Raw genomic sequence first — 16,498 nt, forward strand, 5'->3', positions numbered from 1 at the left:
GTGTAAATAGGTATGAATATAGAATTTATCTCCTTATATAAAGAATTAGAGGAGAAGTGATGAGTTAGGGGAGTTAGTTCGTTCGACAAAAAAGCAGCCCATAAAGGGGAGGGAACACCGATGTTTAAGAGGCTTCGGGAAGATATTGAAGTCGTTTTTGAACAGGATCCAGCGGCAAGAGGTTATTTCGAAGTCATTTTAACTTACTCTGGATTACATGCAGTTTGGGCCCATCGAATTGCACATGCTTTTTATAAAAGAAATTTTTTCTTTCTTGCACGTTTTGTTTCACAAGTGAGCCGCTTTTTTACTGGCATTGAGATCCATCCAGGAGCAACTATTGGTCGACGCTTTTTCATAGATCATGGAATGGGAGTTGTAATTGGAGAAACTTGTGAAATTGGTGATAATGTAACGATTTATCAAGGGGTTACATTAGGTGGTACAGGAAAAGAAAAAGGGAAGAGGCACCCAACAATTCAGGATAATGTATTAATTGCGACGGGTGCTAAAGTTCTTGGGTCTATTACTGTGGGAGAGAATTCTAAAATCGGAGCAGGGTCTGTCGTATTAAAAGAAGTTCCTGCACATTCTACAGTTGTAGGTATACCTGGCCGTGTCGTTATTCAAAATGGAGTAAAGATTGGTCAAGAATTAAATCACTCTGACCTTCCAGATCCGATTTTTGATAAATTAAAGGCTATGGAAGTAGAAATTGATAAATTGAAGAAACAATTGGAATTAAAGGTAGAAAGGAAGGATAAAAATGACTATTCACATTTATAATACGTTAACACGTCAAAAAGAAGAGTTTATTCCATTAGAAGAAAATAAGGTAAAGATGTATGTATGTGGACCTACAGTTTATAACTACATTCATATTGGGAATGCAAGACCTCCTATGGTATTCGATACAGTGCGTCGTTATTTAGAATACAAAGGATACGATGTGCAATATGTATCTAACTTTACGGATGTAGATGATAAATTAATTAAAGCGGCAAATGAATTAGGTGAAGATGTACCGACAATTGCTGATCGTTTTGTTGAAGCGTACTTTGAAGATGTAACAGCACTAGGTTGCAAACACGCAACAGTTCATCCTCGTGTAACAGAAAATATGGATATCATTATTGAATTTATTCAAGAACTTGTGAATAAAGGGTATGCATATGAATCAGAGGGTGATGTGTACTTTAAGACGAAGGAATTCGAAGGTTACGGTAAATTATCACATCAACCAATCGCAGATTTACGTCACGGTGCTCGTATTGAGGTAGGGGAAAAGAAACAAGACCCTCTTGATTTTGCTTTATGGAAAGCTGCGAAAGAAGGAGAAATCTTCTGGGAAAGCCCTTGGGGGCAAGGACGTCCAGGATGGCATATTGAATGCTCAGCAATGGCGCGTAAGTACTTAGGGGATACAATTGACATTCATGCTGGTGGTCAAGACTTGGCGTTCCCACATCATGAAAATGAAATTGCGCAGTCAGAGGCATTGACTGGAAAAACGTTTGCACGTTACTGGATGCATAATGGATATATTAATATTAACAATGAGAAGATGTCTAAATCGCTTGGTAACTTTATTTTAGTTCACGATATTATTAAGCAATACGACCCGCAGTTAATTAGATTCTTTATGTTATCAGTACACTATCGTCACCCGATTAACTTTAGTGAAGAGTTATTACAAAGTACGAATAATGGACTGGAAAGAATTAAAACAGCTTATGGAAACTTAAAGCATCGTATGGAGAGTAGTACGGATTTAACGGACCATAATGAGAAATGGTTAGCTGAAATAGAGAAATTCCAGACTGCATTTGAAGAGGCAATGAATGATGACTTTAACACTGCAAATGCAATTACCGAATTATACAACGTAGCAAATCATGCAAATCAATATTTACTTGAAGAGCATACATCTAAAGTTGTAATTGAAGCATACGTAAAACAACTGGAAACGTTATTTGATATTTTAGGATTAGAATTATCAAAAGAAGAATTACTGGATGAAGAAATTGAAGAGCTTATCCAAAAGCGCATTGAAGCTCGTAAAAATCGCGATTTCGCATTGTCTGATCAAATTCGTGACGATTTAAAAGAACGTAATATTATTTTAGAAGATACCGCTCAAGGTACAAGATGGAAAAGAGGATAAGGATGATTGATGCAAAGCAATTAAACAGCTTGGCGTTAGCGTATATGGGTGATGCGGTATATGAACAATATATCCGCTATCACCTCCTTCAAAAAGGAAAAGTTCGCCCTAATCAATTACATCGCTTAGGGACGAGCTTTGTTTCAGCAAAAGCACAGGCGAAAGTTGTTTATCATTTATTAGAGACGGCATTTTTGACAGAGGAAGAAGAGGCGGTATTAAGAAGAGGGCGTAATGCAAATTCAGGTACAGTTCCGAAAAATACGGATGTACAAACATATCGACATAGTACAGCCTTTGAAGCACTAATTGGTTATCATCATTTATTAAATAATCGTGAAAGATTAGATGAAATTGTATATAAGGCAATTGCAGTTTTAGAAGAAAAGGAAGGGGGCACATCATCATGACTAGTGAATATATTATCGGACGTAACCCTGTAATTGAAGCGTTAAGATCAGGGAGAGATATTAATAAAATTTGGATCGCAGAAGGTGCTGCCAAAGGACAAGTACAAATTGTACTAGCGTTAGCGAAAGAAAATAAGATTATTTTACAACATGCACCAAAGAAAAAGTTAGATCAATTAGTTGAGGGTAATCATCAAGGTGTAATTGCTCAAGTAGCTGCATATCAGTATGCAGAGTTAGAAGATTTATTCAAAGTGGCAGAAAAACGTAATGAAGATCCATTCTTCTTAATTTTAGATGAGATTGAAGATCCGCATAACCTAGGTTCTATTATGCGTACTGCTGATGCAACAGGAGCTCATGGAATTATTATTCCGAAGAGAAGAGCTGTGGGACTTACAGCATCAGTTGCGAAAGCATCAACAGGAGCGATTGAATACATTCCTGTTGCGCGCGTAACAAACTTATCTCGTACAATTGATGAATTAAAAGAGCGTGGACTTTGGATTGCTGGTACAGATGCCAAAGGGAAAACGGATTACCGTAATTTAGATGGTACAATGCCGATTGGATTAGTAATTGGTAGTGAAGGAAAAGGTATGAGTCGTATTATTGGTGAAAAATGTGATTTCCTAATCACTCTACCGATGGTGGGGAAAGTTACATCCTTAAATGCTTCAGTAGCCGCAAGTTTGTTAATGTATGAGGTATATCGTAAACGTCACGAAATTGGTAAATAAAAAATGAACGATATTTTAATCGTTGACGGTTACAACATTATCGGAGCTTGGGGAGATTTGAAGAAACTGCGGGATGTAGATTTACAATCATCAAGAGATGCGCTTATTGATAAGATGGCGGATTATCAAGGGTATACAGGCACAAAAGTGATGATAGTCTTTGATGCCTATACAGTCCATGGTATTGAAAAAAAGATGAAACAATCTCGTGTAGAAGTCATATTCACACGAAAGAATCAAACTGCAGACGAAAAGATAGAGCAACTTGCAATAGAGCTTAGAAATATAAATACACAAATATATGTTGCGACTTCTGATTATACAGAACAATGGGTTATATTTGGGCAAGGTGCCCTTCGAAAATCTGCGCGTGAATTAGAGTTGGAAGTACAAGCGATGGAACAACAAGTAAGAAGGCGTACAAAAGACACGAAAGAACAGCAGCCCGCCATGCGAAAGATATTTAGTAAAGATATTACAGAAAAATTAGAAAAATTAAGAAGAGGAGAGCGTTGAAGCATTGACGCTCTTTATCTTTTTACTGTATAATATTGCTAAATAAATAGCGGTCGGAGGGATCAAGGTGGAAGCAGGCTTCGTAAGTATAGGCGACGTTACATTTCGTGATTTAGAGGATGAGGCAATCGTTGAGTTAGTTCGAAAAGGTAATACTGACGCTCTAGAATATTTAATTCACAAGTATAAGAACTTTGTTCGTGCGAAATCAAGATCTTACTTTTTAGTGGGTGCCGATCGAGAAGACATTGTTCAAGAAGGTATGATAGGGTTGTTTAAAGCAATTCGTGATTATAAAGAGGACAAGCTGTCTTCATTCAAAGCATTTGCTGAACTATGTATCACTCGACAAATTATTACCGCTATTAAAACGGCAACAAGACAAAAACATATTCCTTTAAATTCGTATGTGTCTTTAGATAAGCCGATTTACGATGAGGAATCTGATCGAACATTATTGGATGTTATTTCTGAAGCAAAGGTGACTGATCCTGAAGAGATGATCATTAGCCAGGAAGAATATACAGACATAGAATCAAAAATATCTGAATTATTAAGCGATTTAGAAAGGAAAGTGCTTTCTTTATATTTAGATGGTCGTTCTTATCAAGAGATTTCAGAACAGTTAAACAGGCATGTGAAATCTATTGATAACGCTTTACAACGAGTAAAGAGGAAATTGGAACGATATATGGAAATGAGAGAAAGTACAACTTTAAATTCATAAGAAGTAACAAGTGCTACAGGTGTAAAATAAATCACCTGTTTTCTTTTGTAGAGAGTACAAATGCATGTCATTGACATTGTCTTTTATTGTATGATACATTTTTAGGGACATAATGTTACAAGGTTGGTGTAACTAATGAGGAAAAAAGTTGTACTCTCATGTGAAGAGTGTAAAAATCGAAACTACTCTACTATGAAAGATACGAGCTCAATAGAGCGACTTGAAATAAAAAAGTTTTGTAAAACATGCAATCAGCATACAGTTCACAAGGAAACAAAATAAATAATTGAAATAATACACTGGAGGTCCCGCAGATGCGTTTAACGAACTTTTTCGGCGATGTAGGTCGCGAAATGAAAAAAGTAAGTTGGCCTAAAAAAGATGAATTACTCCGCTCAACAGCGACTGTTGTTGCTACAGTTGTGTTCTTTGCGATTTTCTTCGCAGTAGTTGATATGGGCATTTCTTCTTTAATTCGGTTAATTCTTGGTTAATTCTTGAATAAGAAGCACTTATCCATGATATAATGTTATTTATAAGAACTGTGTAAAAGCCCGGTGAACGGGTTTTTTCATTTGCGCAAAAAAATGTACGTCAGGGAGGGAAGGACGCTCGTCCTAAATGAATGGAAAAAAGTTGGTATGTTGTCCATACTTATTCTGGATATGAAAATAAAGTAAAAGCAAACCTAGAGAAACGTGTAGAATCAATGGGTATGCAAGATAAAATTTTCCGTGTTGTTGTCCCGGAAGAAGTAGAAGTAGAAATGAAAAACGGAAAAGAAAAATTAATGAAAAGAAAAGTGTTCCCAGGTTATGTATTAGTAGAATTAATCATGACTGATGACTCTTGGTATGTTGTACGTAACACGCCAGGTGTAACTGGGTTCGTTGGTTCTTCTGGTTCTGGATCTAAACCATCACCTCTATTAGAAGAGGAAGTTGTTACCATTATGAAACATATGGGCATGGATAACGAAGTGGTTGATTTCGACTTTGAACTTCATGAGACAGTACGTGTAAATGAGGGGCCATTCGCAGATTATACAGGTGCTATTGAAGAAATTGATGTGGAGAAGAAAAAGGTTAGCGTACTTGTGGACATGTTTGGTCGCGAGACTCCAGTTGAACTTGACTTCCATCAAATTGAAAAATTATAAAATGAAACTTGAAATGAATTGTAAAAAGTGATAATATCTTTTAAGTCAGTACGTCTTCGTTATCGGAGACGTTTTTTGAAAGATTTTATCCTTACAGATAAAATATGACGTGGGAGGGCAAATCACTGTCCAATTGACCACATCACGGACTTAAGGAGGTGTGTCTCGTGGCTAAAAAGGTAATTAAAATGGTAAAGCTTCAAATTCCTGCAGGTAAAGCTAACCCAGCTCCACCAGTTGGTCCAGCATTAGGACAAGCAGGTGTTAACATCATGGGCTTCTGTAAAGAGTTTAACGCTCGTACAGCAGATCAAGCTGGTCTTATCATCCCTGTTGAAATTACGGTATTTGAGGACCGTTCATTCACTTTCATTACTAAAACTCCTCCTGCTGCTGTTCTTCTTAAGAAAGTAGCTGGTATTGAGTCTGGTTCTGGTGAACCAAACCGTAATAAAGTGGCAACTGTTAAGCGTGATAAAGTACGCGAAATCGCTGAAACTAAAATGCCTGACCTAAACGCTGCTAGCGTAGAAGCTGCAATGCGTATGGTTGAAGGTACTGCACGCAGTATGGGCATCGTTATCGAAGACTAATTCGATTTGTTTTTAAAAAAGGTTGCGGGTCTGGAATTCCAATTCGCAACCTTTATTATCGTAAATGATTATCGTTTTTAAATAAATGGATGGCGCTCATCCTCAGGTTATACCTGAAAACAGGCGTAAACGTGGGAGGTTATTCCGCTAAAACCACATTCGAGGAGGAAATAAAAATGGCTAAAAGAGGTAAAAAGTACGTAGAAGCTGCAAAGCTTGTTGATCGTGCAGCTGCTTACTCTGCAACAGAAGCAGTAGAATTAGTAAAGAAAACAAACACAGCTAAATTTGATGCAACTGTAGAAGCTGCATTCCGTTTAGGTGTTGACCCTAAGAAAGCTGACCAACAAATCCGTGGTGCAGTTGTTCTTCCACATGGTACTGGTAAAGTACAACGTGTATTAGTATTTGCTAAAGGTGAAAAAGCTAAAGAAGCTGAAGCTGCTGGAGCTGACTTCGTAGGCGATACTGATTACATCGGTAAAATCCAACAAGGTTGGTTCGATTTCGATGTAGTAGTAGCAACTCCTGACATGATGGGTGAAGTTGGTAAACTTGGTCGCGTATTAGGACCTAAAGGTTTAATGCCAAACCCTAAAACTGGAACAGTTACTTTCGATGTAACTAAAGCTGTTAACGAAATCAAAGCTGGTAAAGTTGAATACCGCGTTGATAAAGCTGGTAACATCCACGTTCCAATCGGTAAAGTATCTTTCGAAGATGCTAAATTAGTAGAAAACTTCAAAACAATTGCTGACACTTTACAAAAAGTTAAGCCAGCTGCTGCAAAAGGTACTTACATGAAGAACGTAACAGTTGCTTCTACAATGGGACCTGGCGTACGTGTGGACGTTTCTACATTAGCGTAAATTTTGGAAGTTGACTTCATAAAGAAGTTTTAATATAATCATTTATGTTGTGAATTTAATTAGTGTACCGTAGACAGTAGGTGTCAATAGACTTAATTTCCTACCTAGGTGTTAATATACGAAGCGGAATCTTTTTTCTGTGACTATATGCCTCCATGTCTACAAGTTGGGCATGGAGGTTTTTAGTGCACTTTCGGTACATCTTCTATATAATCTACAGGAGGTGTAATAACATGAGCAAAGTAATCGAAACTAAACAACAAGTTGTAACTGAAATCGCGGACAAACTTCGCGCTAGTAAATCTACAATCGTTGTTGACTACCGTGGTTTAACAGTTTCTGAAGCAACAGAATTACGTAAGCAATTACGTGAAGCTGGCGTTGAGTTCAAAGTTTACAAAAACTCTCTAACTCGTCGTGCTGCAGAATCTGCTGAAATGGCTGAGTTAAATGAATTCTTAACAGGACCAAACGCAATCGCGTTCAGTAACGAGGATGTAGTTGCTCCTGCGAAAGTATTAAACGACTTCGCTAAAGATCATGAAGCTTTAGAAATTAAAGCGGGCGTAATCGAAGGTAAACTTGTAACACTTGATGAGGTTAAAGCAATCGCTACTCTTCCATCACGTGAAGGCTTACTTTCTATGCTTCTTAGCGTTCTTCAAGCTCCAATCCGTAACCTTGCACTTGCTACTAAAGCAGTTGCAGACCAAAAGGAAGAGCAAGGCGCTTAATTTTTTAAAAGATAATTACGTATTATCGATAAAACAATACAAACCTATTTAAGGGAGGATATTTACAATGACTAAAGAACAAATCATTGAAGCAGTTAAATCTATGACTGTATTAGAACTTAACGACTTAGTAAAAGCTATCGAGGAAGAATTCGGCGTAACTGCTGCTGCTCCTGTAGCTGTTGCTGGTGGCGCTGGAGAAGCTGCTGCTGAGAAAACTGAATTTGATGTGGAACTAACTAGCGCTGGTGCACAAAAAATCAAAGTTATCAAAGTTGTTCGTGAAATCACTGGTCTTGGCTTAAAAGAAGCTAAAGAATTAGTTGACAACACTCCAAAAGTAATCAAAGAAGCTGCTGCTAAAGAAGAAGCTGAAGAAATCAAAGCTAAACTTGAAGAAGTTGGCGCTGCTGTAGAAGTTAAGTAATTAACTTTTGATGCTTTAAAAAAAGCTCGCTCTCATGCGAGCTTTTTTTTTAACTGTAAAGAAAAGAGGTGGCCATATGGCAGACCATTATTTTTCTAACGACCCTTCTAGTAAAAGTGATCGCAAGCGATGGGAGTTTGTCCTTCGTGGATCTCGATTTACTTTCTTATCTGACCATGGGGTGTTCTCGAAAAACGAAGTGGACTTTGGTTCCCGTCTTTTAATTGAAGCGTTTCAAATGCCAGATATTAAAGGTAATATATTAGACGTAGGTTGCGGATACGGTCCTATTGGTTTGTCGTTAGCGAAAGAGTTTCAAGGTCGTGAAGTTCACATGGTGGATGTGAATGAGAGGGCACTTGGGCTTGCGAAAGAAAACGCCGCTAATAACAAAATCGAGAATATACGTATTTTTCAAAGTAGCGTCTATGAAAATGTAGATGGTAAGTATGCTGCTATTCTATCTAACCCTCCGATTCGTGCGGGTAAAGATATCGTACATGAGATTTTAGAAAAAGCTGTGGAGTATTTAGTTCCAGGTGGAGAACTTTGGATTGTTATTCAAAAGAAACAAGGTGCACCGTCTGCGCTAAAAAAACTAGAAGAAGTATTTTCTGAAGTTGAGGTTGTAGAAAAGAAAAAAGGATATTATATCATAAAATCAAAAAAACGTTGACGGTTATTTTTGGCTATGTTAACATTATACAATGCCAATATATGATTTTCTGCGTTGAGAAAGATGTATATTTTTGTTTCTCTTGGAAAAGATAGTAAAATCAGCAGATTATGAAACAGAATGATGGTTTTCTTATAGAAGCCATTTTTCTTTTTTGAGCAGGTAGAAAGACTCAACGTATTTATCTTTAAGAGAAAGAGACTACGCTAATAGCAGTAGTTGTATTTATTTGTGATTTTGCACAAATTTTTTTGTGCATTTATAATACTCATGATTTGAGGGGTGAAGCAGTTGACAGGTCAACTAGTTCAATACGGACGCCACCGCCAACGAAGAAGTTATGCCCGTATTAGTGAAGTATTAGAGTTACCAAATCTTATCGAAATTCAAACCTCTTCTTATCAGTGGTTTCTTGATGAGGGTTTGCGAGAAATGTTCCAAGACATTTCTCCGATTGAAGACTTTACGGGAAATCTATCGCTTGAATTTATCGACTACAGCTTAGGTGAACCTAAATACTCTGTAGACGAATGCAAAGAGCGTGATGTGACGTATGCAGCACCACTTCGTGTAAAAGTGCGTCTAATCAACAAGGAAACTGGTGAAGTAAAAGAACAAGATGTGTTCATGGGAGATTTCCCACTCATGACAGAGACTGGAACATTCGTAATTAACGGTGCAGAACGTGTTATCGTTTCCCAGTTAGTTCGCTCTCCAAGCGTATACTATAGTGGCAAAGTGGATAAAAACGGAAAACGTGGTTTTACTGCTACTGTAATTCCAAACCGCGGAGCTTGGTTAGAGTATGAGACAGATGCTAAGGATGTTGTATATGTGCGTATTGACCGTACGCGTAAACTTCCTGTAACTGTTTTGTTACGCGCATTAGGGTTTGGCTCTGATCAAGAAATCACCGAGCTTTTAGGTGATAACGAATACTTAAGCAACACATTAGAAAAAGACAACACAGATAGCACAGAAAAAGCATTGCTTGAAATTTATGAGCGTCTACGTCCTGGTGAACCACCAACAGTAGAAAATGCTAAGAGCTTACTTGTGTCTCGTTTCTTCGATCCAAAGCGCTACGATTTAGCAAATGTAGGTCGCTATAAGATCAACAAGAAGTTACACATTAAAAACAGATTGTTTAATCAACGTTTAGCTGAAACATTAGTGGATCCAGAAACTGGTGAAATTTTAGCGGCAGAAGGAACAATCTTAGATCGTCGTACACTTGATCGCATTTTACCTTACTTAGAGAAAAACATTGGATTCAAAACAGCGAAACCAATGGGTGGAGTGGTAGAAGGCGATGTTGAGCTGCAATCTATTAAGATTTATGCTCCTGAGTCGGAAGGCGAACGCGTAATTAATGTAATTGGTAATGCAAACATTACTCGTGATGTGAAACACATCACACCAGGTGATATCCTTGCTTCTATCAGTTACTTCTTCAACCTACTATACAAAGTAGGGGATACAGATGATATTGACCATTTAGGAAACCGTCGTCTGCGTTCTGTTGGAGAACTATTACAAAATCAATTCCGTATCGGTCTTTCTCGTATGGAACGTGTTGTTCGTGAGAGAATGTCGATCCAAGATACAAATGCAATTACACCACAGGCACTAATTAATATTCGTCCTGTTATTGCATCTATTAAAGAGTTCTTCGGAAGTTCTCAGTTATCTCAGTTTATGGACCAAACAAACCCATTAGCAGAGTTAACTCACAAACGAAGACTATCTGCATTAGGACCTGGTGGTTTAACACGTGAGCGCGCAGGCTTTGAAGTGCGTGACGTTCATTACTCTCACTACGGTCGTATGTGTCCGATTGAAACACCAGAGGGACCAAACATCGGTTTGATTAACTCGTTATCTTCGTTCGCGAAAGTAAATGAGTTTGGTTTCATTGAAACACCATACCGTCGTGTTGACCCAGAAACTGGTCTTGTAACAGGGCATGTTGATTACTTAACAGCAGATGAAGAAGATAACTATGTTGTAGCCCAAGCGAATATGAAATTATCTGACGAAGGTGAATTCCTAAGTGAAGATATCGTAGCTCGTTTCCGTGGTGAAAACATTGTCACAAATAGAGAACGCATCGACTACATGGATGTATCTCCAAAACAAGTAGTGTCGGCAGCGACAGCTTGTATTCCGTTCTTAGAAAACGATGACTCTAACCGCGCACTTATGGGAGCGAACATGCAACGTCAGGCGGTTCCGTTAATGAATCCGGAATCTCCGATTGTAGGTACAGGTATGGAGTACGTATCAGCAAAAGACTCAGGTGCTGCAGTAATCTGTAAACATCCTGGTGTTGTTGAGCGCGTAGAAGCACGTGAAGTTTGGGTACGTCGCTATGTAGAAGTTGACGGTCAAACAGTAAAAGGCGACTTAGATCGCTATAAAATGCAAAAATTCATTCGTTCTAACCAAGGAACTTGTTACAACCAACGTCCAATCGTAAGTGTTGGAAATGAAGTTGTAAAAGGTGAAATCCTTGCGGATGGTCCTTCTATGGAATTAGGTGAACTAGCACTTGGACGTAACGTGCTTGTTGGCTTCATGACTTGGGACGGTTATAACTACGAGGATGCGATCATCATGAGTGAGCGCCTTGTAAAAGATGATGTGTACACTTCTATTCATATTGAAGAATATGAATCAGAAGCTCGTGATACGAAGCTTGGACCAGAAGAAATTACACGTGACATTCCAAACGTTGGGGAAGACGCATTACGTAACCTTGACGAGCGCGGTATCATTCGCGTTGGTGCTGAAGTAAAAGATGGAGATTTACTTGTTGGTAAAGTAACACCTAAAGGTGTAACAGAATTAACAGCTGAAGAACGTCTATTACATGCTATCTTTGGAGAAAAAGCGCGTGAAGTACGTGATACATCACTACGTGTACCACACGGTGGTGGCGGTATTATCTTAGACGTAAAAGTATTCAACCGTGAAGATGGCGATGAATTGCCACCAGGCGTGAATCAACTTGTACGTGCATATATCGTTCAAAAACGTAAAATTTCTGAAGGTGACAAGATGGCCGGACGTCACGGTAACAAAGGTGTTATTTCTCGTATTTTACCAGAAGAAGATATGCCTTACTTACCAGACGGTACGCCAATCGATATCATGTTAAACCCATTAGGGGTACCATCTCGTATGAATATCGGTCAGGTATTAGAGCTTCATCTTGGTATGGCAGCAAGATACCTTGGCATTCACATTGCAACACCAGTATTCGATGGTGCTCGTGAGGAAGATGTTTGGGGCACAATTGAAGAAGCTGGTATGGCAAATGACGCGAAAACAATCCTGTATGACGGACGTACTGGTGAACCATTCGATAACCGCGTATCTGTTGGTGTCATGTATATGATCAAACTTGCGCACATGGTTGACGATAAACTTCATGCTCGTTCTACTGGACCATACTCACTTGTAACGCAGCAACCTCTTGGAGGTAAAGCTCAGTTCGGTGGACAGCGTTTCGGTGAGATGGAGGTTTGGGCACTTGAAGCGTACGGTGCTGCTTATACTCTTCAAGAAATCTTAACAGTGAAGTCTGATGATGTTGTTGGACGTGTTAAGACTTATGAAGCAATTGTTAAAGGCGAAAATGTTCCAGAACCAGGCGTTCCTGAATCATTCAAAGTATTGATTAAAGAGCTGCAAAGTTTAGGTATGGACGTTAAAATGATGTCTAGCGACGATACAGAAATTGAAATGCGTGATACAGAAGATGACGATGATCATCAATCAGCAGATAAATTGAATGTCGAAGTTGAGACAACTAAGGAATAATTGGGATAACCTGTAGACTAAAAGGGAGGTAGGCCCCTTGATAGATGTAAATAACTTTGAATATATGAAGATTGGACTTGCTTCACCTGACAAGATTCGTTCTTGGTCATACGGTGAAGTTAAGAAACCAGAAACTATTAACTATCGTACGTTAAAGCCTGAAAAAGATGGCTTGTTCTGTGAGCGTATTTTCGGACCACAAAAGGACTGGGAATGTCATTGCGGAAAATACAAACGTGTACGTTATAAAGGTGTAGTTTGTGATCGATGTGGCGTTGAAGTAACGCGTGCAAAAGTACGTCGTGAACGCATGGGTCATATCGAATTAGCTGCTCCTGTATCTCATATTTGGTATTTCAAAGGTATCCCGAGCCGCATGGGACTTGTCTTAGACATGTCCCCTCGCGCGCTTGAAGAAGTAATTTATTTCGCTTCTTATGTTGTAACAGAAAGTGGAGATACACCACTTGATAAGAAGCAATTACTTTCTGAAAAAGAATACCGTGCATATCGTGATCGATATGGTAGCACATTCCAAGCTGCTATGGGTGCAGAAGCGATTAAAAAGCTACTACAAGACATCGATTTAGATAAAGAAGTAGACTTCTTAAAAGAAGAATTAAAAACAGCACAAGGACAACGCCGTACTCGTGCTATTAAACGTCTAGAAGTATTAGAAGCATTCCGTAACTCTGGAAATGAACCATCTTGGATGATCTTAGATGTTCTACCAGTAATCCCACCAGAACTACGCCCAATGGTACAGTTAGATGGTGGACGTTTTGCTACTTCTGACTTAAACGACTTATACCGTCGTGTAATTAACCGTAACAATCGTTTAAAACGTCTATTGGACTTAGGTGCACCAAGCATCATCGTTCAAAACGAAAAACGTATGTTACAAGAAGCTGTAGACGCATTAATCGATAATGGTCGTCGTGGCCGTCCAGTTACTGGACCAGGTAACCGTCCATTAAAATCACTATCTCACATGCTTAAAGGTAAACAAGGACGTTTCCGTCAAAACTTATTAGGTAAACGTGTTGACTACTCTGGTCGTTCTGTAATTGTTGTAGGACCGAACTTAAAGATGTATCAATGTGGATTACCAAAAGAAATGGCGCTTGAACTGTTCAAACCTTTCGTAATGAAAGAGTTAGTTGAAAAAGGATTAGCACATAACATTAAGAGTGCGAAACGTAAAATCGAGCGTGTACAACCTGAAGTTTGGGACGTTTTAGAGTCTGTGATTAAAGAACATCCAGTACTTCTAAACCGCGCACCAACACTTCACCGTCTTGGTATCCAGGCGTTTGAACCTACATTAGTAGAAGGTCGCGCAATCCGTCTTCACCCACTTGTATGTACTGCATACAACGCGGACTTTGACGGTGACCAAATGGCCGTTCACGTACCTTTATCATCAGAAGCTCAAGCTGAAGCTCGTCTTCTTATGTTAGCGGCACAAAACATCTTGAACCCGAAAGACGGTAAACCAGTTGTTACTCCATCTCAGGATATGGTATTAGGTAACTATTACTTAACACTTGAGCGTGAAGGTGCAATCGGTGAAGGTATGGTCTTCAAAGATGCAAACGAAGCATTGCTTGCATATCAAAATGGATATGTTCATCTTCATACACGTGTTGCAGTAGCTGCAAGTGCAGTAAACAACGCAACATTTACTGAAGAGCAAAAGAGTATGCTTCTATTAACAACAGTTGGTAAATTAATATTTAACGAAATCTTACCAGAGTCGTTCCCTTATATTAATGAACCAACAAATTCAAACCTTGAAAAAGAAACACCAGCGAAATACTTCGTTGAAAAAGGTGCGAACATTAAAGAAATTATTGCTAGTCGCGAAGAAGTGGCGCCATTTAGCAAGAAAATCCTTGGTAACATCATTGCGGAAGTGTTCAAACGTTTCCAAATTACAGAAACGTCTCGCATGCTTGATCGTATGAAAAACTTAGGATTCAAGTACTCTACAAAAGCTGGTATTACAGTTGGGGTATCTGACATTCTTGTATTAGGCGAAAAAGATGAAATTCTCCACGAAGCACAAGCAAAAGTAGATAATGTAATTAAACAATTCCGTCGCGGTTTAATCACGGAAGAAGAACGTTACGATCGTGTTATCTCTATTTGGAGTAATGCAAAAGATGTTATCCAAGGAAAACTGATGAAATCCTTGAATAAACGCAACCCAATCTTCATGATGAGTGACTCAGGTGCCCGTGGTAACGCATCTAACTTTACTCAGCTTGCTGGTATGCGTGGTCTTATGGCCAATCCATCTGGTCGTATCATCGAACTTCCAATCAAATCGAGTTTCCGTGAAGGTTTAACAGTACTTGAGTACTTCATCTCTACGCATGGTGCGCGTAAAGGTCTTGCCGATACAGCACTTAAAACTGCCGATTCTGGTTACTTAACACGTCGTCTTGTTGACGTTGCACAAGATGTAATCGTTCGTGAAGATGATTGTGGAACAGATCGCGGTTTATTAATTGGTGCGATTAAAGAGGGTAATGAAGTTATCGAGTCATTATATGATCGTCTTGTTGGACGTTTTGCAAGAAAAACTGTAAAACATCCTGAAACAGGTGAAGTATTAGTTGCTGAAAATCAATTAATTACTGAAGATATCGCTCATATCGTTGAAAATTCGGGTGTTGAAACTGTAAACATTCGTTCAGCGTTTACGTGTAACACTCGCCACGGTGTATGTAAGAAGTGTTACGGTCGTAACTTAGCAACTGGAACAGACGTAGAAGTAGGAGAAGCGGTAGGTATCATCGCAGCTCAATCTATCGGTGAGCCAGGTACACAGTTAACGATGCGTACATTCCATACAGGTGGGGTTGCCGGAGATGATATCACTCAAGGTTTACCTCGTATCCAAGAGATCTTCGAAGCTCGTAATCCGAAAGGTCAGGCAGTTATCAGTGAAATCGACGGTGTTATCGCAGCGATCAACGACGTTAAAGATCGCCAAGAAGTAGTTGTACAGGGTGAAGTTGAAGCTCGTACGTATGCTATTCCTTACGGTGCTCGTCTGAAAGTAACTCCAGGACAGCCAATTAGCCACGGTAAAGAGTTAACAGAAGGTTCTATTGATCCGAAAGAATTACTAAAAGTAACGGACATTACGGCGGTTCAAGAATACTTATTACGTGAAGTTCAAAAAGTATACCGTATGCAAGGGGTAGAAATTGGTGACAAACACGTAGAAGTAATGGTACGTCAAATGTTACGTAAAGTTCGTGTAAGTGATGCAGGTGAAACAGATGTATTACCAGGAACATTACTAGATATCCATCAGTTTACTGATGCGAATGCTAAGGTCTTACTGCAAGGTAAGCAACCAGCAACAGCTAGACCTGTTCTGCTTGGTATTACAAAAGCTTCACTTGAAACAGATTCATTCTTATCTGCAGCATCGTTCCAAGAAACAACTCGTGTCTTAACTGATGCAGCAATTAAGGGTAAACGCGATGAACTTCTAGGATTAAAAGAAAATGTTATTATCGGTAAACTTGTTCCTGCTGGAACAGGTATGAATCGTTATCGCAAAGTGGATCTTGTAAAAACAACACAAGATGACATGAATGTAGAAAACGATGAGGTTTATGTGGAACAGTAAAATTTTCCG

16 protein-coding genes and 1 other annotated feature are annotated in these 16,498 nt (G+C 39.0%); all 16 genes read left to right on the top strand.

What is annotated here, in order from left to right:
• Nucleotides 1–120 precede the first annotated feature (120 nt).
• The 16 genes from cysE to rpoC all read left to right on the top strand — a co-directional run bounded on the left by cysE (nucleotide 121) and on the right by rpoC (nucleotide 16,489).
• Nucleotides 121–786, top strand: coding sequence for a serine O-acetyltransferase (gene cysE / locus F3I02_RS04350; RefSeq protein WP_000476496.1), 666 nt, complete (start codon nucleotides 121–123; stop codon nucleotides 784–786).
• Nucleotides 767–2,164 (top strand): cysteine--tRNA ligase, encoded by a 1,398-nt coding sequence (cysS, locus tag F3I02_RS04355; RefSeq protein ID WP_000152251.1) that lies wholly within the window; start codon nucleotides 767–769, stop codon nucleotides 2,162–2,164. The genes cysE and cysS overlap by 20 nt, the downstream gene beginning before the upstream one ends.
• Before the next feature lie 2 nt (nucleotides 2,165–2,166).
• Nucleotides 2,167–2,574 (top strand): Mini-ribonuclease 3, encoded by a 408-nt coding sequence (locus F3I02_RS04360; protein WP_000564261.1) that lies wholly within the window; start codon nucleotides 2,167–2,169, stop codon nucleotides 2,572–2,574.
• A complete protein-coding gene (gene rlmB / locus F3I02_RS04365; protein ID WP_000200237.1) occupies nucleotides 2,571–3,314 on the top strand; it encodes a 23S rRNA (guanosine(2251)-2'-O)-methyltransferase RlmB in 744 nt (247 codons plus the stop codon). The genes F3I02_RS04360 and rlmB overlap by 4 nt, the downstream gene beginning before the upstream one ends.
• Before the next feature lie 3 nt (nucleotides 3,315–3,317).
• Nucleotides 3,318–3,830 (top strand): NYN domain-containing protein, encoded by a 513-nt coding sequence (locus tag F3I02_RS04370; protein WP_000997886.1) that lies wholly within the window; start codon nucleotides 3,318–3,320, stop codon nucleotides 3,828–3,830.
• Between the two features lie 67 nt (nucleotides 3,831–3,897).
• Entirely contained in the window at nucleotides 3,898–4,557 is a 660-nt protein-coding gene (locus F3I02_RS04375) for an RNA polymerase factor sigma-70 (protein WP_000387193.1), read from the top strand.
• Between the two features lie 135 nt (nucleotides 4,558–4,692).
• Entirely contained in the window at nucleotides 4,693–4,839 is a 147-nt protein-coding gene (gene rpmG / locus F3I02_RS04380; RefSeq protein ID WP_014481927.1) for a 50S ribosomal protein L33, read from the top strand.
• A gap of 32 nt (nucleotides 4,840–4,871) precedes the next feature.
• Nucleotides 4,872–5,051 carry a preprotein translocase subunit SecE gene (gene secE / locus F3I02_RS04385; RefSeq protein WP_001241323.1) on the top strand — a complete coding sequence of 60 codons (180 nt, stop codon included), beginning with the start codon at nucleotides 4,872–4,874 and terminating at the stop codon, nucleotides 5,049–5,051.
• A 131-nt stretch (nucleotides 5,052–5,182) separates the two neighbouring features.
• On the top strand, nucleotides 5,183–5,716 hold the full coding sequence (nusG, locus tag F3I02_RS04390) for a transcription termination/antitermination protein NusG (RefSeq protein ID WP_000415794.1): 534 nt from the start codon (nucleotides 5,183–5,185) through the stop codon (nucleotides 5,714–5,716).
• A gap of 167 nt (nucleotides 5,717–5,883) precedes the next feature.
• Nucleotides 5,884–6,309, top strand: coding sequence for a 50S ribosomal protein L11 (gene rplK, locus F3I02_RS04395; RefSeq protein WP_001085872.1), 426 nt, complete (start codon nucleotides 5,884–5,886; stop codon nucleotides 6,307–6,309).
• Between the two features lie 176 nt (nucleotides 6,310–6,485).
• On the top strand, nucleotides 6,486–7,178 hold the full coding sequence (gene rplA / locus F3I02_RS04400) for a 50S ribosomal protein L1 (RefSeq protein ID WP_001987630.1): 693 nt from the start codon (nucleotides 6,486–6,488) through the stop codon (nucleotides 7,176–7,178).
• A 49-nt stretch (nucleotides 7,179–7,227) separates the two neighbouring features.
• Nucleotides 7,228–7,372: a sequence feature (ribosomal protein L10 leader region), on the top strand.
• Between the two features lie 39 nt (nucleotides 7,373–7,411).
• Nucleotides 7,412–7,912 carry a 50S ribosomal protein L10 gene (gene rplJ / locus F3I02_RS04405; RefSeq protein ID WP_000048716.1) on the top strand — a complete coding sequence of 167 codons (501 nt, stop codon included), beginning with the start codon at nucleotides 7,412–7,414 and terminating at the stop codon, nucleotides 7,910–7,912.
• 67 nt (nucleotides 7,913–7,979) lie between these two features.
• On the top strand, nucleotides 7,980–8,339 hold the full coding sequence (rplL, locus tag F3I02_RS04410; RefSeq protein WP_000159736.1) for a 50S ribosomal protein L7/L12: 360 nt from the start codon (nucleotides 7,980–7,982) through the stop codon (nucleotides 8,337–8,339).
• A 76-nt stretch (nucleotides 8,340–8,415) separates the two neighbouring features.
• Entirely contained in the window at nucleotides 8,416–9,015 is a 600-nt protein-coding gene (locus F3I02_RS04415; protein WP_000763289.1) for a class I SAM-dependent methyltransferase, read from the top strand.
• Nucleotides 9,016–9,306: 291 nt separating this feature from the next.
• Nucleotides 9,307–12,840, top strand: coding sequence for a DNA-directed RNA polymerase subunit beta (gene rpoB, locus F3I02_RS04420; RefSeq protein WP_000147553.1), 3,534 nt, complete (start codon nucleotides 9,307–9,309; stop codon nucleotides 12,838–12,840).
• Nucleotides 12,841–12,877: 37 nt separating this feature from the next.
• On the top strand, nucleotides 12,878–16,489 hold the full coding sequence (gene rpoC, locus F3I02_RS04425; RefSeq protein ID WP_000567939.1) for a DNA-directed RNA polymerase subunit beta': 3,612 nt from the start codon (nucleotides 12,878–12,880) through the stop codon (nucleotides 16,487–16,489).
• Nucleotides 16,490–16,498 lie beyond the last annotated feature (9 nt).

The organism is Bacillus sp. SRB3LM, from assembly GCF_015712745.1.
Classification (GTDB): domain Bacteria; phylum Bacillota; class Bacilli; order Bacillales; family Bacillaceae_G; genus Bacillus_A; species Bacillus_A thuringiensis_K.